At 64.8% G+C, this 21,711-nt stretch carries 21 protein-coding genes and 1 riboswitch; of the genes, 20 read left to right on the top strand and 1 reads right to left on the bottom strand.

The window, feature by feature from the left end; translation table 11 throughout:
• Positions 1–140 precede the first annotated feature (140 nt).
• The 8 genes from VHL31_RS23620 (at position 141) to VHL31_RS23655 (ending at position 7,968) form a co-directional block, all read left to right on the top strand.
• On the top strand, positions 141–1,019 hold the full coding sequence (locus tag VHL31_RS23620) for a metal ABC transporter permease (protein WP_329663705.1): 879 nt from the start codon (positions 141–143) through the stop codon (positions 1,017–1,019).
• A complete protein-coding gene (locus VHL31_RS23625) occupies positions 1,016–1,975 on the top strand; it encodes a metal ABC transporter permease (protein WP_329663706.1) in 960 nt (319 codons plus the stop codon). Before VHL31_RS23620 ends, VHL31_RS23625 begins: the two co-directional genes overlap by 4 nt.
• Positions 1,954–2,418, top strand: a complete 465-nt coding sequence (gene mntR / locus VHL31_RS23630) for a manganese-binding transcriptional regulator MntR (RefSeq protein ID WP_329663707.1) — start codon at positions 1,954–1,956, stop codon at positions 2,416–2,418. The genes VHL31_RS23625 and mntR overlap by 22 nt, the downstream gene beginning before the upstream one ends.
• Positions 2,419–2,423: 5 nt before the next feature.
• Entirely contained in the window at positions 2,424–3,311 is an 888-nt protein-coding gene (locus tag VHL31_RS23635) for a hypothetical protein (RefSeq protein WP_329663708.1), read from the top strand.
• Positions 3,308–4,534, top strand: coding sequence for an alpha/beta hydrolase (locus VHL31_RS23640; protein WP_329663709.1), 1,227 nt, complete (start codon positions 3,308–3,310; stop codon positions 4,532–4,534). The genes VHL31_RS23635 and VHL31_RS23640 overlap by 4 nt, the downstream gene beginning before the upstream one ends.
• Positions 4,535–4,593: 59 nt before the next feature.
• A riboswitch (TPP riboswitch) is annotated at positions 4,594–4,699 on the top strand.
• A 41-nt stretch (positions 4,700–4,740) separates the two neighbouring features.
• Entirely contained in the window at positions 4,741–5,739 is a 999-nt protein-coding gene (gene thiB / locus VHL31_RS23645; RefSeq protein WP_329663710.1) for a thiamine ABC transporter substrate binding subunit, read from the top strand.
• Positions 5,715–7,292 (top strand): ABC transporter permease subunit, encoded by a 1,578-nt coding sequence (locus VHL31_RS23650; RefSeq protein ID WP_329663711.1) that lies wholly within the window; start codon positions 5,715–5,717, stop codon positions 7,290–7,292. The genes thiB and VHL31_RS23650 overlap by 25 nt, the downstream gene beginning before the upstream one ends.
• Positions 7,276–7,968 carry an ATP-binding cassette domain-containing protein gene (locus VHL31_RS23655; RefSeq protein ID WP_329663712.1) on the top strand — a complete coding sequence of 231 codons (693 nt, stop codon included), beginning with the start codon at positions 7,276–7,278 and terminating at the stop codon, positions 7,966–7,968. The genes VHL31_RS23650 and VHL31_RS23655 overlap by 17 nt, the downstream gene beginning before the upstream one ends.
• Here the strand turns inward: VHL31_RS23655 and VHL31_RS23660 are convergent, their stop codons facing one another.
• Positions 7,969–9,057, bottom strand: coding sequence for an MBL fold metallo-hydrolase (locus tag VHL31_RS23660; RefSeq protein WP_329663713.1), 1,089 nt, complete (start codon positions 9,055–9,057; stop codon positions 7,969–7,971).
• Positions 9,058–9,281: 224 nt separating this feature from the next.
• Here VHL31_RS23660 and VHL31_RS23665 point away from each other — a divergent pair, with 224 nt between their 5' ends.
• From VHL31_RS23665 to VHL31_RS23720, 12 genes are all read left to right on the top strand, one after another.
• Positions 9,282–9,785, top strand: coding sequence for an HNH endonuclease (locus VHL31_RS23665; protein WP_349262535.1), 504 nt, complete (start codon positions 9,282–9,284; stop codon positions 9,783–9,785).
• Positions 9,786–9,902: 117 nt separating this feature from the next.
• Entirely contained in the window at positions 9,903–11,549 is a 1,647-nt protein-coding gene (locus tag VHL31_RS23670; RefSeq protein WP_329663715.1) for an extracellular solute-binding protein, read from the top strand.
• 79 nt (positions 11,550–11,628) lie between these two features.
• Positions 11,629–12,576, top strand: a complete 948-nt coding sequence (locus VHL31_RS23675; RefSeq protein WP_329663716.1) for a sugar ABC transporter permease — start codon at positions 11,629–11,631, stop codon at positions 12,574–12,576.
• Positions 12,569–13,423 carry a carbohydrate ABC transporter permease gene (locus VHL31_RS23680; protein WP_329663717.1) on the top strand — a complete coding sequence of 285 codons (855 nt, stop codon included), beginning with the start codon at positions 12,569–12,571 and terminating at the stop codon, positions 13,421–13,423. Before VHL31_RS23675 ends, VHL31_RS23680 begins: the two co-directional genes overlap by 8 nt.
• A gap of 204 nt (positions 13,424–13,627) precedes the next feature.
• The gene (locus VHL31_RS23685) at positions 13,628–15,154 is read left to right on the top strand and encodes an extracellular solute-binding protein (RefSeq protein ID WP_329663718.1); all 1,527 of its coding nucleotides are present in this window, start codon (positions 13,628–13,630) and stop codon (positions 15,152–15,154) included.
• Between the two features lie 51 nt (positions 15,155–15,205).
• Complete coding sequence (locus tag VHL31_RS23690; RefSeq protein ID WP_329663719.1) at positions 15,206–16,240, top strand: sugar ABC transporter permease; 1,035 nt, start codon at positions 15,206–15,208, stop codon at positions 16,238–16,240.
• Positions 16,241–16,243: 3 nt separating this feature from the next.
• Positions 16,244–17,122, top strand: a complete 879-nt coding sequence (locus tag VHL31_RS23695) for a carbohydrate ABC transporter permease (protein ID WP_329663720.1) — start codon at positions 16,244–16,246, stop codon at positions 17,120–17,122.
• A gap of 40 nt (positions 17,123–17,162) precedes the next feature.
• Positions 17,163–18,254 (top strand): ABC transporter ATP-binding protein, encoded by a 1,092-nt coding sequence (locus VHL31_RS23700; protein ID WP_329663721.1) that lies wholly within the window; start codon positions 17,163–17,165, stop codon positions 18,252–18,254.
• Between the two features lie 74 nt (positions 18,255–18,328).
• Positions 18,329–19,294 (top strand): thiamine pyrophosphate-dependent dehydrogenase E1 component subunit alpha, encoded by a 966-nt coding sequence (locus VHL31_RS23705; RefSeq protein ID WP_329663722.1) that lies wholly within the window; start codon positions 18,329–18,331, stop codon positions 19,292–19,294.
• A 10-nt stretch (positions 19,295–19,304) separates the two neighbouring features.
• A complete protein-coding gene (locus tag VHL31_RS23710) occupies positions 19,305–20,318 on the top strand; it encodes an alpha-ketoacid dehydrogenase subunit beta (protein ID WP_329663723.1) in 1,014 nt (337 codons plus the stop codon).
• Positions 20,318–21,442 (top strand): acetoin dehydrogenase dihydrolipoyllysine-residue acetyltransferase subunit, encoded by a 1,125-nt coding sequence (locus VHL31_RS23715; RefSeq protein ID WP_329663724.1) that lies wholly within the window; start codon positions 20,318–20,320, stop codon positions 21,440–21,442. Before VHL31_RS23710 ends, VHL31_RS23715 begins: the two co-directional genes overlap by 1 nt.
• A gap of 100 nt (positions 21,443–21,542) precedes the next feature.
• Positions 21,543–21,711: metallophosphoesterase (locus tag VHL31_RS23720; protein ID WP_329663725.1), on the top strand; the 169-nt coding region annotated here is incomplete at its 3' end.

The following is a 21,711-nucleotide window of genomic DNA, read 5'->3' on the forward strand; positions in this document are numbered from 1 at the left end:
CAAGGCGGCTGATCGCCCAAGGGCCGCCACTGCGGGTGCTGCAGCCGCAACTGCTGGCGCAGGCCTATGGACTGCCACCGTCCTTCCTATCGCATGGAGAAGCGGAACGGCAGGCCGTGGCTGCGGTGGGAGCCTGAGCCATGCTTGCCAACTCCTGGAACCTTCTCGTCGTGCTCGGCGGCGTAATGGCGCTCGGGATCTCGTTCGGCATCCTTTCGCCGTTCCTGGTCCTGCAGCGGCGGGCGTTGATCGGAGACGTCGTGGCCCATGCGGCCCTCCCGGGCACCGTGCTGGGCTTCCTGGGTGCAGCGGCGGCCGGGTTCGATCCGCGAAGCTCCTGGTGGCTGTGGGGCGGTGCGATCGGAACCGGCGCCCTGGCGATCGCGGCCCTTGGCGGCCTTGAGCGCCATGGGCGCCTGCGCCGGGACGCGGCGATGGCCGCGGTGCTGGCCACCGGATTCGGCCTTGGCACCGCCCTGTTGAGCCTCGTCCAGCAGGTCGCCCTGCCTGGCCGGGCCGGCCTTGGCGGGCTGCTCCTGGGGCAGGCCGCGTCGATGCAGGCTGTCGACCTGCTCGCCGCCTGGGCCGTCATGGCGGCCGTGCTGGTCGTGGTCGTGCTGCTCTGGAAGGAACTGCTCACGGTCACGTTCGACCCCCTGTTCGCCAAGGTGGCGGGCCTGGGAGGCGGCCGCCTCGAAATGATCCTGATGGCCCTGCTCCTGGTCGCGATCGCCACGGCCATGCGGAGCGTCGGCCTTGTTCTGCTCGTGGCCTTGCTGGTCCTGCCGGGCGTGACCGCACGGCTGCTCACCGACCGGATGACGCGGCTGGTGCCGCTGTCCGCCTTCATGGGAGCATTGGCGGCGCTCGGCGGTACGCTTGCCTCGACCCGCTTTGCCGACCTTCCGACCGGTGCTGCGACGGTGCTGGCGGCGGCAACCCTGTTTGCGATGGCACTGGCCGTTCGGCATGGTTGGCTTGATCGGGCGACAAGCTTGCCTGTGAGGCAGCTACCATGATGATCGACGAGGCGTTCTGGCAGCTGGATTTCCCCGCCATCATGGCCGCCAGCTTCGCGGCAGCGGCCTGTGCGCTGGTTGGCAGCCTGCTGGTGCTCCGGCGCGAGTCACTGGCGGGTGACGCGCTGTCGCACCTGGTGCTGCCAGGCATCGTGGTGGCCTGGGTCGTGACCGGGTCGCTCGCAGCCTGGGCGATGCTGGGTGGTGCACTTGCCGCGGCCCTGCTCGGAACCAGCCTGCTGGCGGCCCTTGGCAGGCATCGCCTGATCGGACCTGAAGCGGCCACCGGCATCGTCTTCACCACGATGTTCGCTGCCGGGGTGGTGATGTTGTCGCAATGGGTTGGACGACGCGTCCATCTTGATGTCGACCACGCACTGTACGGAAACCTGGAGGGCGTGGTGTGGCCGGACCTGACGAGCCTGGCTGGGCTGCTGAACATTGACGTGCTGGCGCAGGCACCTCGCCAGCTCCCTATGTTGGCTTCAGCGATCGTCGTCGTCGCAGCATTGCTCTGGATGCTGCGCAAGGAGATCGTGCTGGCCAGCTTCGATCCGGAGAATGCCGCGCTCCTGGGTGTCCCGCCAGGTCGGATCGACCGGCTGGTGGCGCTGCTCACGGCGACGGTGGTCGTGGCCTCGTTCGAATCGGTCGGCGCAATCCTGGTGGTGGCCCTGTTAATTTGCCCGGCTGCGACAGCCCGGCTCCTGACTGACCGCTACGGCCGGCAACTGCTGCTCGCGACCGCGATCGGCCTGGCTGACTGCTGGATCGGCTACCTGATCGCGGTCGCGGGACCGCCGATCCTCGGCTACGATCTGGCCCTGGGAGCCGCCGGCACGATCGCGTTCGTGTCCGGCTTGATGCTGGGGATTGTGCTGCTGGTGCAGCGAGCCATGGTATCGCCCGGTCGAGGCTCCGCCGGACCGGAAGGTTGGACAAGGGCAGGGACGTGATCGCGCGACGGCAGCAACTGGGAGATGCGGAACTGCAGGCGGCGGGCTTCGGGCAGGTTCGCCATGCGCATCGGACCGAGATCGCCGAGGACTATGTCGAGCTGGTGGCCGACCTGATCGATGCGAAGGGTGAGGCGCGGGCGGTCGATCTCGCCGAGCGCCTGGGCGTCAGCCAGGCTACCGTCACCACGCAGGTCTCCAAGCTCGTGCGGGAAGGCCTGCTGTCGTCGGAGCCCTATCGATCGGTGTTCCTGACGACGGCCGGACGCGATCTGGCCGAGGCATGCCGGCGCCGGCACCGGATCGTGCTGGCCTTCCTCGACGCGATCGGGGTTCCGCCCGAGGTCGCCCATGTCGACGCGGAGGGGATCGAACACCACGTCAGTGACCAGACCCTGGGCGCGCTGGAAATGGCCACGCGCCGTCTGACAGGGCAGGGATGATCAGTTTGCTCGACCGTCGTCGCTTCATCGCTGGATCCGCCAGCCTGGCCACGCTTGCTAGCTCCGGTGTCGGTGCAGCCGTTCTCTCCGCTGCTATCGGCGGTTCGCATCCGGCCGCGGCGCAGCGCGCGTTCCGGCTCTTCGACACGATGCGGTTCGACGGGAAGCCGGATGATCTTTCAGTCTGCGGCCTGGAGCCGCTGCGCACCGTCTATGTCGGTGATTTCTGGCCGGGCCGCGACCGTGACAAGCCGGATTTCGGCCACATCGAAGACGTCCTGGTGCCGAAGCTGGCCAAGCACAATTACGAACGGCTCGTGCTCGACATCGAGCACTGGGAGGCTGATCAGGTCGACGATCTCGTGGAGATCGTGAACCTCATGCGCAAGCTGATGCCAGGCACCCGCTTCGGCTATTACTCACTGGTGCCTGTGCGGGACTACTGGGCATTCCAGCCGGGCAAGGAGGGGCGGTTGATCGTCTATGCCGAGCAGAACCGGCGCTGGTCGAAGCTCGCCGACGCCGTCGACGACCTCTATCCGACGCTCTACGCATTCTACAAGGACCGGGAAGGCTGGGTGAGGATGGCCGACGGCACGGTCGCGGCCGCCAAGGCGATCGGCAAGCCGATCTATCCCTATCTCTGGCCGCAATATCACGACAAGAACAAGAAGATCGCCCGCGAGATCATCGAGGGCGACTTCTGGCTGCAGCAGCTGGATAAGGTCTACGATCTCGGCTGCGACGGTGCCGTGATCTGGGGCAGCCTGGCGGGTGGGCGGACGCCGGATGGAAAGATCGCGCGGCTGCCATGGGACCCGGACGCACCTTGGTGGGTGCAGACCCAGGCGTTCGCGCGGGAAAAGGATATCGCGAAGGCAGGCTGCCGGTGACCAACTACCAACTCGATCGCGCCATGCTGGATTGGCTCGCCGAGGGCGAGCGTATCGCGGCCACGCCCGAGGGCGCTTCGTTCGACGAGATCCGCGAAGGCTATCGCCGCGCCTGCCGACATTTTGCAGCCCCTCATCCAGCCGGGCTCTCCAGCGAGGACTGGGCATTCGCGGGCGTGCCCTGCCGGATCTACCGGCCGGCCCGGTCGAGCGGCGCCTGCATCGTCTGGTTCCATGGCGGTGGGTGGGTGGTGGGCGATCTCGAGACGCATGACAGCGTCGTCGCGGATCTGGCCGATGGTGCCGGCTGCGTTGCCGTCGCGGTCGAATATCGCCTGGCGCCCGAGCACCCCTTCCCGGCAGCCTTCGACGACGCGCTGGCCGTGTTCCGGGCGGTGCGCGACGAAGCGTCGGGGCTGGGCATCGACCGGGAGCGGATCCTGCTGGCCGGCGACAGCGCAGGGGGCAACCTTGCCGCTGCCGTGACGCAGGCATTGCGGGATGCGGGCGAGCCGGGACCGGCAGGCCAACTGCTGGTCTACCCCGCGCTCTCCAGCGATCAGACGCTGCCATCGCGAATCGAGATGCATGATGCTCCCGGTCTGACCACGGTCGATATGCTGCACTATCTCGAGACCTATCTTGGGCGCACCGCTGACGAGAGCGACCGCGACGATCCGCGCCTGTTCCCGGGTGACGCGCCAGCACTGCCAGGCCTGCCGCCTGTGTTCATGACGGCTGCGGAGTACGACCCGCTCGCCTCCGACGTGTCGGCGTTTGCAGGCAGGTTGCGCTCCGCGCGCGTGCCGGTGGACGCGGTGGTCGAGGCCGGTCTGCCGCACGCCTGGCTGCGCGCGCGCCATCATGCGGCACCGGCCGCCGCTGCCTTCGAGCGACTGGTGACGGCGGCGCGACGGCTGGGCGCGGCCGGAACCGGCGAAACCGGCAGTACGTTCAGTGCCGGACAAGCCGGAGGACTCGACATGGCCGATATCACCTACGAGATCGTGCAGCACGATCATGGCTGGGCCTACAAGCTCGGTGACAGCTTTTCCGAGACCTACAATACCCACGACGAGGCCCGCCGCGCTGCGGAGGACGCGGCTGTCCGGCAGGAGCAGGCCGGCGACGACGAGGTCATCGAGTACCAGGATGCCGATGGGAAGTGGCATCAGGAGAAGGCGGGGGGCGGGGACCGGCCGACCACCCACGTGAAGGGGTGACCGAGACACGCCGATGGCCGCCGCTTGTCTTGGAGCGCGGCGGGCAGTAATGGGCGCGCATGTGACCCGCGGGGTGCCGGCCTTGCTGCCGGCTGAGACGCACGAGCGAACCCGAGGAACCTGATCCGGATCATGCCGGCGTAGGGAATGGGCAGCCGCCGCGACAGGACCGGCCATGCGCACCTTCCCTTCGTATGGAGGGAAGAATGAAGCGCAAGCTCGCCGCCACCGTCCTTGGTTCGATGACGATCATGTCCGGCGTCCAGGCCAAGCCGGTGCTCGACGTCTATACCTACTCGTCCTTCACCAGCGAATGGGGGCCCGGCCCCGAGCTTGAGAGGCGCTTCGAGGCGAGTTGCGGCTGTGACCTCGTCTGGACCTCCGTGGATGACGGCGTCGCCATCCTGTCCCGGCTGAAGCTCGAAGGAGCATCTTCCAAGGCGGACGTGGTGCTCGGGCTGGACAGCAGCCTGACAGCCGAAGCGAAGGATGGCGGCTTCGTGGCACCGCATGGCCAGGACCTGAGCGGGCTTACTTTGCCGGTAATGTATGACGATCCGTCGTTCGTTCCCTACGACTGGGGCTACTTTGCCTTCGTGTACGATCGCACCCGGTTGCCGAACCCGCCGAAGAGCCTGGCCGAACTGGCTGATGCCCCGCCCGATCTGACGGTCGTTATCCAAGATCCGCGGACGAGCACCCCAGGTCTGGGCCTGCTGCTCTGGGTGAAGGCCGTTCATGGCGAGGATGCCAGGGCCTACTGGGAGAAGCTGGCCCCGCACATCCTGACGGTGACGTCGGGATGGAGCGAGGCCTACGACCTGTTTTTGAAGGGCGAGGCGTCCATGGTCCTCAGCTACACGACCTCGCCCGCCTACCACATGGTTGCCGAGAGCAAGGACGACATCCAGGCGGCACCGTTCACGGACGGCCACTATCTGCAGGTCGAGGTGGCGGCCTTGGCGAAGAACGCCCAGGAGCCGGAGCTCGCCAAGCGCTTCCTGCAGTTCCTCCTCTCGTCGGACGCCCAGTCGATCCTGCCGACCACCAACTGGATGTATCCCGCCAAGTCGGACGGCGTGGAACTGCCCGAAGAGTTCAGCCGGCTGATCCAGCCGGGCAAGGCGCTCCTCACCAATGCCGAGACGGTGCGGGTCAACCGCGCTGCATGGGTGGACGAGTGGTTCGCCGCACTGGGACGCTGATCGGCAACGTCACCGCGCTTCTGGTCGGCCTCACGCTGTTCCTGCCGATCCTGGCGCTCCTGGCGACGGGACTGCAGGAGGCGGGACAGGGCGGACGATGGCTGGACGGGCGAACGCTCCTCACCCTTCGCTTCACCTTGGTGCAGGCTACCCTGTCGGCACTACTGGCGGTGCTGCCGGCGGTACTGGTTGCACGGGCCCTGGTGCGGCGCTCCTTTCCTGGTCGCGATCTGCTCGAGCGCTTGCTGGCCCTGCCGGTTCTGGTGCCTGCCCTTGTGGCAGGAAGCGCGCTGCTCGTGCTGTTCGGCCGGCGCGGTTGGGTCGCCGAGCTGTTCGGCATGCTCGGGATCCCCTGGCCGTCGATCTATGGCCTGACGGGCATCCTGATCGGCCACGTCTTCCTCAACTTGCCACTCGCGGTGCGCATCCTGGCTCCTGCCTGGCGCGCCGTGCCGGCGGAACAGTGGCGGCTGGCCCGACAGCTTGGCCTGGGGGATCTAGCCCGCTTCCGGCTGATCGAGTGGCCGGCCCTGGCGCCGCGCATCGCGCGTGCGCTCGGCATCGTATTCATGCTCTGCTTCACGAGCTTCGCCCTGCCGATGACGCTTGGTGGCGGGCCAGCCGGAACAACCATGGAGGTCGCGATCTACGAGGCGCTGAGGGTCGATGCGGACCTGGTGCGCGTGGCCGTGCTGGCGCTGCTGCAGATCGCGCTGTGCAGCGTGCTCGTTGGCATTGGGCTGGGCGTGCGGACCATCCGCAGTGGTGTGTCGACGGGAGCGCCACCGAAGCTGCGGGTCGAGGATGGTCTGCTCGCAAAAGCGCTGGATGGTCTCGTATTGGCAGCCGCCCTGCTGTTCCTCGGTGCGCCGCTGCTGGCCCTCCTGCTGGAGGCAGCGGGTGGGCCCTGGTGGAAGGTGCTGAGCGCGCCGATGTTCCTGGTGGCCCTGCGCAACAGCGTGGTGGTGGCGCTGGCGGCGGCACTGATCTCCCTGGTGGCGGGAAGCCTGCTCGTGCTGGGTGCGCGCGGCCGGGCCGGGTTCTTGATGCGGGCCGGGGAATATGTCGGCTCGATCCCGCTGGTGACCCCGGCCCTGGCCCTGGGTGCCGGCCTGTTCTTGTTGCTGCGGCGCGTGGTCGACCCTGCCGAGGTGGCGCTGCCGGCGATTGCGCTGGCCAACGGCCTGATGGGGCTGCCCTATGTTGTCGCCATCCTCGGACCTGAGGTGGCGAGGCGCGAGATGGAGCATGGCAGGCTGTGCCGGGCGCTCGGGATCGGCGGCGCCACGCGATGGCGGCTGATCGACCTGCCGACCCTCCTTCCCGTGGCCGGACTGGCCGGTGGCCTGGTGGCTGCCTTCTCGCTGGGCGACTTCGGGGTGGTGGCGCTGTTTGGTGCGGACGAGGCGAGGACGCTGCCCATGCACCTGCACCTTCAGGCTGGCTCGTATCGCTCCGCCGATGCGGCCGTCACCGCTGTTGTGCTGGTGGTGCTGGCCGCGGGCCTGATGTGGGCCGTCGAACGGGGGCTGGCGCATGCTGTGCGTCGATGACGTCCGCTTCCGGCACGAGGGCACGGAGTTCCACTACGAGCTGTACGTCCCCAAGGGATCGATCACGGCACTGATCGGTCCGTCCGGTGGCGGCAAGTCGACCCTGCTCGACCTCATCGCCGGCTTCCTGGACCCGACGAGCGGCCGGATTACGATTGATGGACAGGACGTGACGAGCGTGCCGCCGGCGCTGCGCCCGGTCACGAGCCTGTTCCAGGACCACAACCTGTTCGGCCACTTTGACGTTTTCACCAACGTCGCCCTCGGGATCCGCCCCAATGCCCGACTCTCCGCATCCGAGCGAAGCATGGTGAACGACTCGCTGGCGAGACTGGGAATCGGGGCGCTTGGCAGCCGGCGACCGTACGAGCTGAGCGGCGGCGAGCGCCAGCGGGCGGCCCTGGCGCGCTGCCTCGTACGCAAGCGACCGCTGCTGCTGCTCGACGAGCCGTTCGCGGCGCTTGGCCCGGCCATGCGCCGGGACTTCCTGGATCTGGTGGACGAACTGCGCCGGGAGGAGGCGTTGACCGTCGTCCTGGTCACCCATCAGCCGGAGGACGCAGCCAGGATCGCGGACCGGCTGGCCGTCCTGGCGGGCGGGACGATCATCGCAGTTGGCCCGCGCGCAGAGATCATGGCCAACCCGCCCGCCATCCTTGCGGAGTATCTGGGCTGATCAGCCGATCGGCCGGGTCTCGCCCACAGCCATGATGCCTCCCCATGCATCGCCCAGTCCCGCCGTGGCGATGGCGTCGCGGAAGCGCATGGGTGGCTCGAATGGTGGCTCATCCGTGAGGCGCACCACGCCCCAGTGCATGCCGATCGCCTGGCGCGCCTGGAACAGCTGGCCGATCTGCACTGCCTCTTCCGGCGTGCAGTGCGAAGCCTGCATCAACTTGCGCGGCTCGTAGGCGCCAATCGGGAGCAGGGCTAGGTCGACCGGCCCGTACAGGGGGCCGATCTCGCCAAACACTGGCCCGAACGTGGTGTCACCTGCGAAATAGATGCGCTTGGACGGGGTCGTGAGGATGAAGCCGCCCCATAAGGACTCGTTGCGGTCCCAAAGCGTTCGGGCGGAAAAGTGGATGGACGGTATGCTCGTGATGCCAAGGCCCGCCAATTCCGTCTGCCCGTGCCAGTCGAGTTCCACGACACGCGCAAAACGGCTGGTGTCGACATAGCCAGCCACCTTCAGCGGGCAGATCAGGACCGCGTTGGGCCCGAGCGGCAGGCGCTCGAGCGTCGGCCGGTCCAGGTGGTCGTAGTGATTGTGCGAGAGGATCAGTACGTCGAGTGGCGGGAGATCCTCCACGGCGAGCGAGACAGGCGCGAACCTCTTGGGGCCGAACGGTGGCACCGGCGAAGCGTACTCGGATAAGAAAGGATCCGTGGCAATCCAGAGGCCGTTCAGCCGCATCAGGAAGCCGGCATGTCCGAGCCAAGTGACGAGATCGCCATCTCTGGCCGCCGTCAGCGTGGCCTTTGCCGTCGAGGTTGGGACAACATGGCCGCCGGGAAGATCGACGACATCTCGCCGCGAGAGGCCCCGCCACATGAATGCCCACCACTCTCCGCGGTCACCCGCACGTTCGGGGCTGCCAGGAGGATTGCGGAACCCGCCTTCGACATGATGCCAGGGCATGGATGGAATGTGCCTCGGTTCGGTCGGACCCGCGCAGCCGGCGAGCAGGACGGGTGCGCCAGCCAGGACGGACAGGACGTCGCGACGTGTCTTGATGGTCATCGTCTTCAGATGCGTTGTCATCCCCATTACGTCCAGGACGGATTGTCGGATCAGCCGGAGCTTGTCTTGAAACCATCGCAAGAGGGGTCTAACCACGACATGCAGACGATGAGACCCGAGCATCGGAGGAGCGTGCCGCAACCGCGCAGACCTTCAGTCCCAGGCGCTTCGCATCGGTCGCGGAGAATGCCCACCTCGCAGCGTCGGCCTTTCCGGCGCTTGTTCTCAACGCCGACTTCCAGCCGCTGAGCTGGTATCCTCTTTCGGTGTGGAGCTGGCAGGATACGATCCGTGCCATGTTCCTGGACCGTGTTTCGGTCCTTTCCCACTACGACCGGGTCATCCGCTCGCCCGGCCAGGAACTGCAACTGCCGAGCGTTGTGGCCCTCAAGCAGTACGTGCCCCAGGAACGTCGGCCGCCCTTCACCAGGTTCAACCTGTTCCTGCGTGACAGGTTCACCTGCCAGTACTGCGCTACGACTGCGCCCACCCAGGAACTGACCTTCGACCATGTCATCCCGCGCTCGCGCGGCGGCCGGACATCGTGGGACAACATTGCCACCGCCTGCACACGCTGCAACCTGCGCAAAGGCAGTTGCCTGCCGCATGAGTGCGGGATGCATCCGATGGCGAAGCCGCACCAGCCGACGGCGCACCAACTACGACTGAACGGCCGACAGTTCCCGCCGAACTACCTGCACCAGAGTTGGCGCGACTTCCTTTACTGGGATTCTGAACTGGAGCCTTGAAGCGCGGGTTCGTGCCGTTCTTTGCTTGATCGGGCCTAGCCAACTAACTGGTGCCTGCGCATACTACAAGCCGACGGCTCATGAAGAATGCCGCGACGGATCAGGGAGTTGTAGGCCATGCGCATGACCAGCGCCCTCTTGGGCGCCACCGCTCTACTTGCGCTTTCGGTGGGCCACGCGTCCGCCGAAGGGCAGGTGAAGTGGAATGATGACGACACCGTCACCATCCAGCTCGGCGAGGAGTACGACAACCAAGCGATTACCGTTCCACGTTCGCAGCTCGGCTCCATCTTCGGGCCGGACCAGAAGCCCTACGAGGGCGTGACGCTCAATATCACCGTCAATAGCGGCGGGCCGCGCGGCGGTATTTCCGGGCCGCTCTTCACGTTCCGGCCGATCTGGGAAGAGTTGTCCGGCGGCAAGGTGAACATCGTCGAACTGCCGTTCGGCGAGCACTACACCAAGATGATGCTCGACCTGCGCAACGGTACCGGCCAGTATGACGCGTTCATGGTGGGTGCGTTCTGGTACGGGGACATCGCGCCCTCTGGGCTCGCCTACCAGATCGACGACCTGATGGCGTCGGGCGAGTACCCGCAGTGGACCTACGACGCGATGCCGCCCAGCCTGAAGACGCTGCACCAGTGGGAAGGCAAGTCCTTCGGCATCCTGAACGATGCGGATGGCCAAGTTCTGTACTATCGCAAGAGCGTGCTCGAGAATCGGGAGCACCAGGCGGCATTCAAGAGCGAGTACGGCTACGACATGCCGGTGCCGCCCAAGACCTGGCAGCAGCTGCTCGACATCGCGAAGTTCTTCAACGGCAAGAACTGGGACGGCACCGATGGCGAGCCCGACAATGGCGCCGTGCTGCACCTGAAGGTCGGCGAGCAGGGGCACTACCACTTCCAGACTCTGTCCGCCTCGTTCGCGATGACGCCCGGCGACAAGCTCGACCGGTACCACAACGTGTACTGGTTCGACCCGACCGACATGAAGCCGCTGATCAACAGCCCAGGCCACGTCAAGGCCCTGGAGTTCCTGCAGGAACTGCACAAGACGGGGCCGGCGGCGCAGGTCGGTTGGTCGCTCGGCGAGGCGTGGGACTATTTCCTGCGTGGCAAGGCCGTGTTCGCCTATTCTTGGGGTGACCTCGGTGCGCTCTGCCAGGACGAGAGCCGCTCGAAGGTGCAGGGCGACTGCGCGTCGGCCATGATTCCCTCATCGAACGAATATTACGACCACGAGACCAAGCAGTTCGTGAAGACCGACAATCCGCGGCCGATCGGCAATACGGTCGGTGGATCGTGGCACGGCGTCATCTCAAACTTCTCCGCCAATCCCGAGGCGACCTATTCGTTCCTGTCGCTGATGGCGATGGAGCCGGTCAGCAAGATGATGGCGATGTATGGCTGGGACGGCGTCGATCCCGGCTACAGCTACCAGTTCCTCGCCGAGGACGGAGGCACTGCCAAGATCGAGGACTACGAGAAGGCCGGCTGGAACGCGAACGACGCGAGGGCCTACACGCACGCCTATCACCAGACCTTCTACGCACCGGTGAGCCTGCCCTACCTGCGGATCCCGGGGACGTTCGAATACTGGGACATCCTCGACAAGAACCTGTCCTCGACCATGTCCGGATCGAAGGCGGCCCAGCAGGCCCTGGACGACACGGCCGCCGCCTGGGAGCAGGTGACCGACCGGATTGGCCGCGAGAAGCAGCTCGCCGACTACAAGGCGGCCATCGGCTATCAGGACTGACCTCGAGCTTCGTCCTCATCGGGCTGCAAGGGCGGCCCGGTGAGGCGACCTGCCTGGAACGGTCAGCTGGAGCCGATGCATGCGCTGGACGAGCCGCGTCCGATTTCTGTTCCTGGCACCTGCCGTCGTGTGGGTGCTGCTCTTCACGATCTTCCCGCTCGGGTACTCGCTGTTCATCGCGTTCAACAAGATCGAGCAGACCGTCAAGGTCGAGCGCGTGAAGGAGCCTGTGCTGGATGCGGCCGGCCAGCCGGTGCTAGATTCGAAGGGACAGCCGCGCACGAAGAACGTGGTGATCAAGAACTCGGTCATGACAACGGAGTTCGTCGGCCTCACTAACTTCAAGCGCTTGTTCAACGACCCACAGCTCGTCGAAGCGATCAAGGTGACGCTCGTCTTCGTGCTGATCGCAGTCCCGATCGAACTGGTCCTGGGCTTCGCGCTGGCCTTGCTGTTCAACCGACCGATCCTCGGCCGCTCGGCGTTGCGCGCGATCATGATCCTGCCGATCTTCGCGACGCCGATTGCTATGGGCTATTCGTTCTTCACGATCTTCTACGAAGAAGGCGGGCCGCTGTCGTTCACCGGGATACCCTGGCTCTCGAACCCGAACTGGGCGCTGTTCTCCGTGGCGGTCGTCGACATCTGGCAGTGGACGCCGTTCTGCTTCCTCGTGTTCCTGGCTGCCCTGCAAGGATTGCCCGATGAACTGCTGGAAGCGGCACGCATCGACGGGGCGTCGGCCAAGGATCTGCTGTTCCGCATCATCCTGCCCATGCTGCAGCCGACCATCATCATCGTGCTGCTCTTGCGGCTGGCCGAGGCGGTGAAGCTGTTCGATATCCCGTTCGCCCTGACCGGGGGCGGACCGGGGGTCGCCACACAATCCTATTCCTTCCTGGCGTTCCGTACGGGCCTGCGGTTCTTCGATCTCGGCTATGCCAGCGCAATGGCCTATGGGTTGCTTGCCGTCGTCATGGTCGTGGTCCTGTTCTTCTTCCGGAGGCTCAGGCAAAGCTATGGGTGAGCGTGGAGCGGCAGCTCAGCTGCGCTGGGCCATCTTCTCGATCCTTGCGATCGCAGTCACGATGGCCTTCCTCTTCCCGATCTACTGGTCGTTTTCCCAGTCGCTGCGCAACCCGCTCGATACGTTTACGGTCGCCGGTTTCGGAATTCCCTGGATCAACTTCAACCCGACGCTTGGCAACTGGATCGATCAGGTCAGCACGCCCGAGACGACCAGGGCGCTGTACAACAGCACGATCATCTCGATCTGCGCGGCGGTCCTCGCACTGATCCTCGGTACACCCGCGGCCTACGCCATCGCTCGCTTCGAGTTCAGGACCTGGAAGAATACCGACATCACCATCTGGTTCCTGTCGCAACGGATCCTGCCGCCGGTGGCCACGATCATCCCATTCTACCTGATCATGCGCTACCTCAACCTGCTCGACACGCATCTGGCGCTGATCCTGATCAACGCGACCTTCGTGCTGCCGTTCGTCGTGGTGATCCTGCGGCAGACCTTCCTGGAGCTGCCGGTCGAGCTGGAAGAGTCCGCCCTGGTCGATGGCGCCGACCACTGGATGGCCTTCTGGCGGATCGCCCTGCCGCTGGCAGCACCTACCATGGCCGCGACCGGCCTTATCATATTCGCCTTCAGCTGGAATGAGTTCCTGTTTGCGGTCGCTATCGGCAGCCAATCGGTCATCACGGTACCGGTGCATATCGCGGGTGCCGTCGACACGCGCGGGGTCCAGTTCTGGTTCATGGGCGTGCGAGCGATGGTGGCGATCGTGCCGCCAGTCCTCATCGCATTGATCGCTCAACGATATATCGTGCGAGGACTGACGCTGGGTGCCGTCAAGGGCTGAGCCGGATGCTTGACGGGCGAGAATCCATCTCTAACATTTTGTCGATCAAAGAAGAAACGATCCACGAGATCGACTTAAACTAATCAGGGATGATGTCGGCCGACGATCGGTCGGCACTCGTAGCGGTGGCTCGTCGTCACATCCGTCATTCGGATGTGACTTCTCAATCGTGCCGTCCGCTTGCAACCGAGGGGAGGCTGGTAGATGTTCTACGTGCCGAAGAATGCGATCTATAAGAGGATCGATCGGCGGAAGTTCCTTGAGCTTGGCGGCGGCGCTGCCACGGCGCTTGGTGCCGGCTCGGTCGCGGTCGGGTTGAGCTCTGTCGTCACTCGGAACCCGGTGCAGGCCGCGTCGTCCGATGACGCCAAATGGAAGCAGTATTCCGGCACGAAGCTCGTGTTCATGAGCGAGAACACGCCGCCGTCCTTCGCGATCCGGGACAACCTCAAGCCGTTCTACGACCTGACCGGCATCGAAGTTGAAATCCTGACGGACGACCTGCCGGTGGTGCAGCAGAAGGTCGGCATCGACCTTCGCGGCGGCAAGGCCGATTTCCAGCTGAACTACGTGCAGGACAAGCCGATCGGAGCCCCGTTCGCGGACTTCTACGCTAACCTGGACCAGTATGCGAAGGACGACACGCTTCCGCAGGATCCGGACGGAACCAGCGCCGACGCATGGTTCGAGAACTTCCTCGACGCCTGCGGGACCATGTACACCCGCGAGCGGTTGATCGCGTTCCCCTATGACTGCGCAGTTGCCTGCACCTTTTACCGCCAGGACCTGTTCGAGAAGCACAGCGCCGACTTCGAGAAGGAGTATGGCTACCGGATGGAGTTCACGAAGGACTCCACATGGAAGAACGTCTACGAGTTCGCCGAGTTCTTCAAGAAGCTGCGCGCTGCAGGACAGGACGTTCCCTATGGCTATGCGCAGCATCAAGGCTCCTTTGCCTGGACGACGCAACTCGACATCCAGCGCATGATGTTCGCGCATGGCCGCTGGACCGAGTTCGACGTCGACGACAAGCTCGGCTCCAAGACGCCGGGGCCGACCAAGTGGGGCGACGAGGCCTCGGTGTTCCTGATGCAGAAGTTCAAGGAACAGGCCGATGTCAGCCATCCCGACAATCTGGCGAACGCTACCCTGCAGTTGAACACGGTCTATCAGGCCGGTCAGATCGCCATGCAGGTCCAGTACCACGAGTTCGCGGCCAGCATCGAAGACGAGAACACCAGCAAGGCGGCAGGCGGCAAGACCGCCTATGCGCCCTGCCCGAAGGGCGAGGCCAGCTGGATCAAGAATGGCGGCGAAGCAGTCAACGGCACCAATTGCGGCATCGGTGGCATCGGCATCAACAACAATGCCTCTGAAGACCTGAAGCGGGCGGCCTACCTCTTCTCGCTCTGGTCGACCTCCAAAGACACCCAGTACAGCGTGCTCAAGGGCGTGGGCGGCACGCCGACCCGCAAGGCGGTGATGGGAATGCCGGGCGTGGCCGAGGCGCGCAAGCGCCCGTCGACCATGCCGAACGCGCTCACGTTCGATGCAGTCTACGACTACGGCATCAAGGATCCGCACTTCGTGCTCGGTCCAAAGATTCCGGAGGCCAACGAGTACTACCAGATCATCCTGACCGAGGTGCAGCGCTGCCTGTCCGGTCAGACCGACGCCGGCGAGGCCTGCGAGGCCATCCGCAGCCAAGTCGACGATCTGCACGACCTCTGACTTGTCCATGTCCGCCGGCCCAACAGCCGGCGGACTGCTTTGGGAGCAGGCATGGCCAGCCAAGTCCTACCCGGCGGCGGAACGATGAGCCGGAACATCCCGGGCGGGATCAATCCCGTCGGGACGATGCCGGGGTTCGTCACGCGCAATGGCGTCACCGTGCTGGAAGGAGAGCCGGCCATCCGGAACCGTGAGCCTGTACGCCGGCACTATCTCTACATGATGCTGCCCGCGATCATCGTGCTGGCGGCAATCTCGCTCTATCCATTCTTCTGGCTCTTGTGGATGAGCCTGCACGACGTCGACGTCGGTGCCGGCGGCGGCGCCGACAAGTGGATGGGCCTGCGCAATTTCGAGCGCCTGTTCACGCGGGATGCGAAGTTCTCGAACGGCTGGCTGTTGCTGATCCAGTACAGCGCCATGTGCCTGTTCTTCGAGGTCCTGATCGGCGTGCTGCTCGCCGTGCTCCTGAACAGGTCGCGCTACGAAAAGGTGCTCGTCACCATTTTCCTGATGCCGATGATGGTGGCTCCCGCCATTGCCGGCCTTGTCTGGTACTATCTCTATAACAGCACGTTCGGCTGGTACCATTGGTTCATGCGGAGCGTAGGGATCCTGGGAGAGACCTCGATCCTCGGTTCGCCTAGCACTGCAATGATCGGCCTGGTCCTGGTCGACATCTGGCAATGGACGCCGCTGATCACCCTGATCACGCTGGCCGGTCTCAAGCGGGTTCCGCGTGACCAGCTTGAAGCGAACATGGTCGACGGGGCAGGGGAGTTCCGGAACTTCTTCCAGGTCGTGCTGCCCAATCTCTATCCGTTCCTGCTGATCGGCATCCTGCTGCGATTCATGGACAATTTCCGCTTCATCGACTCGGTCCTGATCCTGACCGGCGGCGGGCCGGCGGATGCCACGAAGATCCTGCCGGTCTACCTGTTTGAAGTGTCGTTCCAGTTCTTCAAGCTCGGCCGGGGCGCCGCCATCGCGCTGACCTTGCTGGTCGTCACGATCATCCTCGGCATGATCCTGGTGAAGATCTTCGATGCGCCGGCTGCGCGCAACGTTGGCCGGACGGAGGGCTGAGGCATGGCCTCGAAGGATGTCGTCGAATATCGTTCGCCTGTAAGGCGCGTGGTGGACGTGGTGGTGGTGGCGTTCCTCGCAGTCTACCTGCTCTGGACGCTCCTGCCGATCTTCATCATGTTCGTATCCTCGCTGAAGGACCTGCTTCAGGCATTCCAGTTGCCGGCTGTCGGTGACTGGAGCGGGATCAGCCTGTTCTTCGACTTCGATCCCACCTTCAAGCATTATACGAGCCTGTTCTTCGACCTGAACTTCGGCGTCTACTTCTTCAACAGCGTGGCGGCTGCCCTGGGCTCGGCCCTGGTGTCGGTCGTTCTCGGCGCCACCTGCGCCTATGCGCTGTCCCGGACGGACTTCCGTGGCAAGCAGGACCTGTTCTTCTGGATCATCAGCACCCGAATGGCACCGGTCGTGGCCGTCATGGTGCCGCTCTACGCGATCTTCCGCTCGCTCGAACTGGTGGGTTCGCTCTGGGGCCTGATCCTAGCCTACACGACCTTCAACCTTCCGTTCGCGATCTGGATCCTCAAAGGGTTCTTCGACAACGTGCCTTACGCGATCGAGGAGGCGCAGATGGTCGACGGTGCCACCCGCATGCAGGCCTTCAGGTCGATCCTTCCGCTCGTGGCGCCCGGCATCGGCGCGTTCCTGGTGTTGTGCGTCCTGTTCGCCTGGAACGACTTCCTGTTCGCGTCGATCATCGGTTCGGGCGGTGCGAAGACACTACCGGTCGCTACCAAGGAACTGGTGCAGCCGCAGAACATCCAGTGGGGCAGCATCATGGCGGCTGGCGTGGTCACCACGCTGCCGATGATGTTCCTGGGTCTTCTGATCCGCCGCTACCTGGTTGCCGGCCTCACCATGGGAGCAGTTCGCGAATGACCTTCGATAGCAGCCAGACCGTGAGCATGGGGATGTCGTCATGGCGTCGGTGAGCGTCGACCGGGTCTGGAAATACTACGGCTCGACCGCGGCGGTGAAGGAACTGGCACTGGAGGTTGCGGACGGGGAGTTCGTCGCCGTGCTCGGTCCATCGGGGTGCGGCAAGTCGTCGACACTGCGCATGCTGGCGGGCCTGGAGCATATCAGCGCCGGCGAGATCCGCTTCGGTAGCAAGCGGGTCAACGACCTCCCGCCGCGTGACCGCGACATTGCCATGGTGTTCGAGAACTACGCGCTCTATCCGCACAAGACCGTGTTCGACAACATGGCGAACCCGCTGAAGCTGCGTGGCGTCGAGCGCTCGGTGATCGAGGACCGGGTCAAGAAGGCAGCGGCCATCCTGGAGATCGGTCATTTGCTGGAACGCCGGCCGGGCGAGCTGTCCGGCGGGCAGAAGCAGCGCACTGCCATCGGGCGTGCCATTGTCCGTGAACCCGCCCTGTTCCTGTTCGACGAACCGATCGCGCATCTGGACGCGAAGCTTCGTGCGCACATGCGCGGCGAGCTCAAGCTGATGCAGCGCAAGCTTGGGACCACCATGATCTATGTGACCCACGATCAGATGGAGGCCCTCTCGATGGCCGATCGGATCGCGGTCATGAACGATGGTGTCCTGCAGCAGGTCGGCACGCCCCAGCAGATCTACAATCATCCGGTTAATGCTTGGGTGGCTGGCTTCGTCGGCGAGCCGCCGATCAACTTCCTGGACGGTCACTTGGCCGAGGTGGGCGGCCGGCTGCACTTCACCCATGGCAGCTTCCAGCTTCCCCTCATGCCGGAGCAGGAGGAGATCGTCCGCTCAGGCTATCGCGGCGACAAGGTGCGCATGGGTGTGCGGCCGGACCAGGTGACGATCACGACCGAACCGAGGTCGGGTGCCTTCCAGGGACGCATCCTGGTGACCGAGCCGATCGGCGGCGACATGCTCGTCGACGTCTCGCTCGGTGGCGACAAGGTGCTGGTCAAGACCAGCCCTGATTTTGAGGGGGCGATGGACCAGCCATGCTACTTGACCCTGGACCGGGGCCGGTGGCACCTGTTCGGCAATGACGACGGGGTGGCTCTCTTCTGAAATCTCCCCTGGAAGCGGGGATGGCCAAGAACTGAGAGCGTCCGTGAAACGGTTCGCCATAGGGAGGCAAGAACGTGCAGTTGAGTCGTGAGGACCTGCTCAAGGCCTATCGCCGGATGGTGATGATCCGCGAGTTCGAGGAGGCCGTGCACGAGGAGTTCTCGGCCGGCAGCATCCCGGGCTTCGTGCATCTTTATGCAGGCGAGGAAGCGTCGGGCGTCGGTGTGTGCATGCACCTGAACGACAACGACTACATCGCGTCGACCCATCGCGGCCATGGTCACTGCCTGGCCAAGGATTGCGATGAGAAGGCGATGATGCTGGAGATTTTCGGCAAGAAGGAGGGCCTTTGCGGCGGCAAGGGCGGCTCCATGCACATCGCCGACCTGTCGAAGGGGATGATGGGAGCGAACGGGATCGTGGGCGGTGGTCCTCCCCTGATCTGCGGCGCCGCGCTGACAGCGAAGACGCTGAAGACCGGCGGCGTCGCCGTCGCGTTCGTGGGTGACGGTGCCTCCAATCAGGGTACCGTGTTCGAGAGCTACAACCTGGCCAAGGTCTGGAACCTGCCCGCGATCTTCGTGGTCGAGGACAACGGCTACGCCGAGGCGACCTCGTCCAAGTACTCGGTGGCGGGCAGCCAGGTAAACCGCGGCAAGGCGTTCGACATGCCGGCGGTCGAGGTCGACGGCAGCGACTTCTTCGCGGTGTGGGAAGCTGCTCGCGAAGCGGTCGAGCGCGCACGCAACGGCGGTGGCCCCTCGCTGATCCATAGCCGGGTGCTGCGGTACTATGGTCACTTCGAAGGCGATGCGATGACCTATCGTCCTGCCGACGAGGTGGCGAACTACCGGGCCAACAAGGACCCGCTGATGCTGTTCCGCCGCCGCGTCACCGAAGCGGGCCTGCTTGACGGCTCTGCTCTCGACGACATCGAGAAGACCACGCGGGACCGGATCGCGCAGTGCGTCGTCGAGGCGAAGTCAGCGGCCGAGCCGACCGAAGCCGACCTGTTGACCGACGTCTACATCTCCTACTGAGACCAGGACCATGGCCAAGAAGAGTTATCGTCAGGCGATCAGCGAGGCGCTGCGCCAGGAGATGGAGCGGGACCACCGCGTCGTCATCATGGGTGAGGACATCGCTGGCGGTGCGGGCGGCGATGCCGACCAGGATGCCTGGGGTGGCCCGATGGGCGTCACCAAGGGCCTCTTGCCGCAGTTCGGCCGCGAGCGTGTGCTCGACACACCGATCACCGAGAGCGGCTTTATCGGCGCGGCAGTCGGCGCGGCAGCCACTGGCCTGCGCCCGGTCGCCGACCTGATGTTCGTCGACTTCATGGGGGTCTGCTTCGATCAGATCTTCAACCAGGCGGCCAAGTTCAAGTATATGTTCGGCGGCAAAGCCACGACGCCGGTGGTGATCCGCACCATGTACGGCGCCGGCTTCCGCGCGGCATCGCAGCACAGCCAGTGCCTGTACAACGTCTTTACCCACATCCCCGGCCTGAAGGTGGCGCTGCCGTCGAATCCCTATGAGGCCAAGGGATTGATGATCCAGGCGATCCGCGACGACGATCCGGTCATCTTCTTCGAGCACAAGGCCATGTACGACATGGAGGGCGAGGTTCCCGACGAGGCCTACGCCATCCCGTTCGGCCAGGCCAACGTCACCCGCGAAGGCGACGATGCCACCATCATCGCGTTCGGCCGGATGGTGAACTTCGCCAATACCGTGGCGGACAAGCTCAGCAAGGAAGGCATCTCCTGCACGGTTGTCGATCCGCGCACGACGTCGCCGCTCGATACTGAGACGATCCTGGAGACTGCCTCCGAGACCGGCCGCGTGGTCGTGGTCGACGAGTCCCATCCGCGCTGCAGCATGGCGACCGACGTCTCGGCGCTCATCTGTCAGGAAGCCTTCGACAAGCTGAAGGCACCGATCAAGATGGTGACGGCGCCGCACGCTCCGGTGCCGTTTTCGGCGGCGCTGGAGGATCTCTACATCCCGAGCATGGACAAGATTGAGGCAGCCGTGCGCTCGGTCACGGGGAAGTCGCACTGATGGCAGAAATCCAGACCATCGTGATGCCCAAATGGGGCCTCGCGATGCAGGAGGGCATGCTCGCGGCCTGGCACGTCGAAGAAGGTGCCAGCGTCACGAAGGGCCAGGAGATTGCCGACATCGAGACCTCGAAGATCGCGAATGCCTTCGAGAGCCCGATCAGCGGCAAGGTGCGCAAGATCCTGGTGTCCGGTGGGGAGACGGTCCCCGTCGGAGCACTCTTGGCTGTTGTTGCCGACGATTCGGTAGGCGAGGCGGAGATCAGCTCGTTCGTCGAGGATTTCCAGGCGAAGTTCGCGGAGCAGCTGGCGGCGTCTGCAGCCGACAAGGGCCCTGAGCCGGAGACGATCGACGTGGGCGGGCAGCGGATCCGCTACCTCGCCATCGGCGACGGCTCAGGCGCGCCGGTGGTGCTGATCCACGGCTATGGTGGCGACCTGAACAACTTCCTGTTCAACCAGCCGCCACTGTCCGAGAAGCACACGACCTATGCCATCGATCTGCCGGGCCATGGCGGGTCGACCAAGGACGTGGGCGAAGGCAGCGTCGAGGCGATGGCCAAGGTCGTCCTTGGTTTCCTCGATGCCAAGAGCATCGCCAAGGCGCACCTGGTCGGTCATTCCATGGGCGGGGCAGTGTCGCTTTATCTGGCGCTGAACCATCCGGACAGAGTGGCGTCGGCGACCCTGCTGGCGCCGGCTGGCCTGGGACCGGACATCTCGATGGAGTACATCAACGGCTTCATCGAGGCGTCGCGGCGCAAGAAGCTCGAGCCGATCCTGCAGATGCTGGTCGCCAAGCCCGAGATGGTGACGGGGGACATGGTCGAGGACGTGCTCAAGTTCAAGCGCCTCGACGGCGTCGACGCGGCGCTGAAGAAGGTGCGCGACACCATCTTCGCGGGCGGCAGCCAGAAGCTGCAGCTGCGCGACCAGCTGGGCTCGGCCTCCGTGCCGATCCAGGTGATCTGGGGCACGCAGGACAAGATCGTGCCGTCCAAGCACGGACAGGGCCTGCCGGGCTCGATCAAGGTCACGACGTTCGACGATGCCGGCCACCTCATCCACATGGAGAAGTCGGCAGAGGTGAACGAGGCGATCTTGGCCTTCACGTCCGCAAGCTAGATCGTCTAGGAGCAGCGGGGAGGCGTCGTCATCGGGCGACGCCTCCCTTTTCTTTTTTCTCCCACCATCGGTGTGTTTCTGCCTGCGACGGGTCCCCTGCATGCGCCTGATCCACACCTCCGATTGGCACCTGGGCCACGAGATCCTTGGCTTCGACCGTGGCCTGGAGCACGACGTGTTCCTCGACTGGCTGGCCCGGCAGATCGTCGAACAGCAAGCCGACGTACTGCTGGTGACCGGTGACATCTATGATGCGGTCAACCCGCCTA

It is taken from the genome of Geminicoccus sp. (assembly GCF_036263595.1).
In the GTDB taxonomy this organism is placed as follows: Bacteria; Pseudomonadota; Alphaproteobacteria; order Geminicoccales; family Geminicoccaceae; genus Geminicoccus.

Excerpts from the sequence above, each read along its gene's own strand:
- VHL31_RS23620 (WP_329663705.1), top strand. The coding sequence starts at position 141 with ATGCTTGCCAACTCCTGGAACCTTCTCGTCGTGCTCGGCGGCGTAATG.
- VHL31_RS23625 (WP_329663706.1), top strand. The coding sequence starts at position 1,016 with ATGATGATCGACGAGGCGTTCTGGCAGCTGGATTTCCCCGCCATCATG.
- thiB (WP_329663710.1), top strand. The coding sequence starts at position 4,741 with ATGAAGCGCAAGCTCGCCGCCACCGTCCTTGGTTCGATGACGATCATG.
- VHL31_RS23655 (WP_329663712.1), top strand. The coding sequence starts at position 7,276 with ATGCTGTGCGTCGATGACGTCCGCTTCCGGCACGAGGGCACGGAGTTC.
- VHL31_RS23660 (WP_329663713.1), bottom strand. The coding sequence starts at position 9,057 with ATGACAACGCATCTGAAGACGATGACCATCAAGACACGTCGCGACGTC.
- VHL31_RS23670 (WP_329663715.1), top strand. The coding sequence starts at position 9,903 with ATGCGCATGACCAGCGCCCTCTTGGGCGCCACCGCTCTACTTGCGCTT.
- VHL31_RS23675 (WP_329663716.1), top strand. The coding sequence starts at position 11,629 with ATGCGCTGGACGAGCCGCGTCCGATTTCTGTTCCTGGCACCTGCCGTC.
- VHL31_RS23680 (WP_329663717.1), top strand. The coding sequence starts at position 12,569 with ATGGGTGAGCGTGGAGCGGCAGCTCAGCTGCGCTGGGCCATCTTCTCG.
- VHL31_RS23685 (WP_329663718.1), top strand. The coding sequence starts at position 13,628 with ATGTTCTACGTGCCGAAGAATGCGATCTATAAGAGGATCGATCGGCGG.
- VHL31_RS23690 (WP_329663719.1), top strand. The coding sequence starts at position 15,206 with ATGGCCAGCCAAGTCCTACCCGGCGGCGGAACGATGAGCCGGAACATC.
- VHL31_RS23695 (WP_329663720.1), top strand. The coding sequence starts at position 16,244 with ATGGCCTCGAAGGATGTCGTCGAATATCGTTCGCCTGTAAGGCGCGTG.
- VHL31_RS23700 (WP_329663721.1), top strand. The coding sequence starts at position 17,163 with ATGGCGTCGGTGAGCGTCGACCGGGTCTGGAAATACTACGGCTCGACC.
- VHL31_RS23710 (WP_329663723.1), top strand. The coding sequence starts at position 19,305 with ATGGCCAAGAAGAGTTATCGTCAGGCGATCAGCGAGGCGCTGCGCCAG.
- VHL31_RS23715 (WP_329663724.1), top strand. The coding sequence starts at position 20,318 with ATGGCAGAAATCCAGACCATCGTGATGCCCAAATGGGGCCTCGCGATG.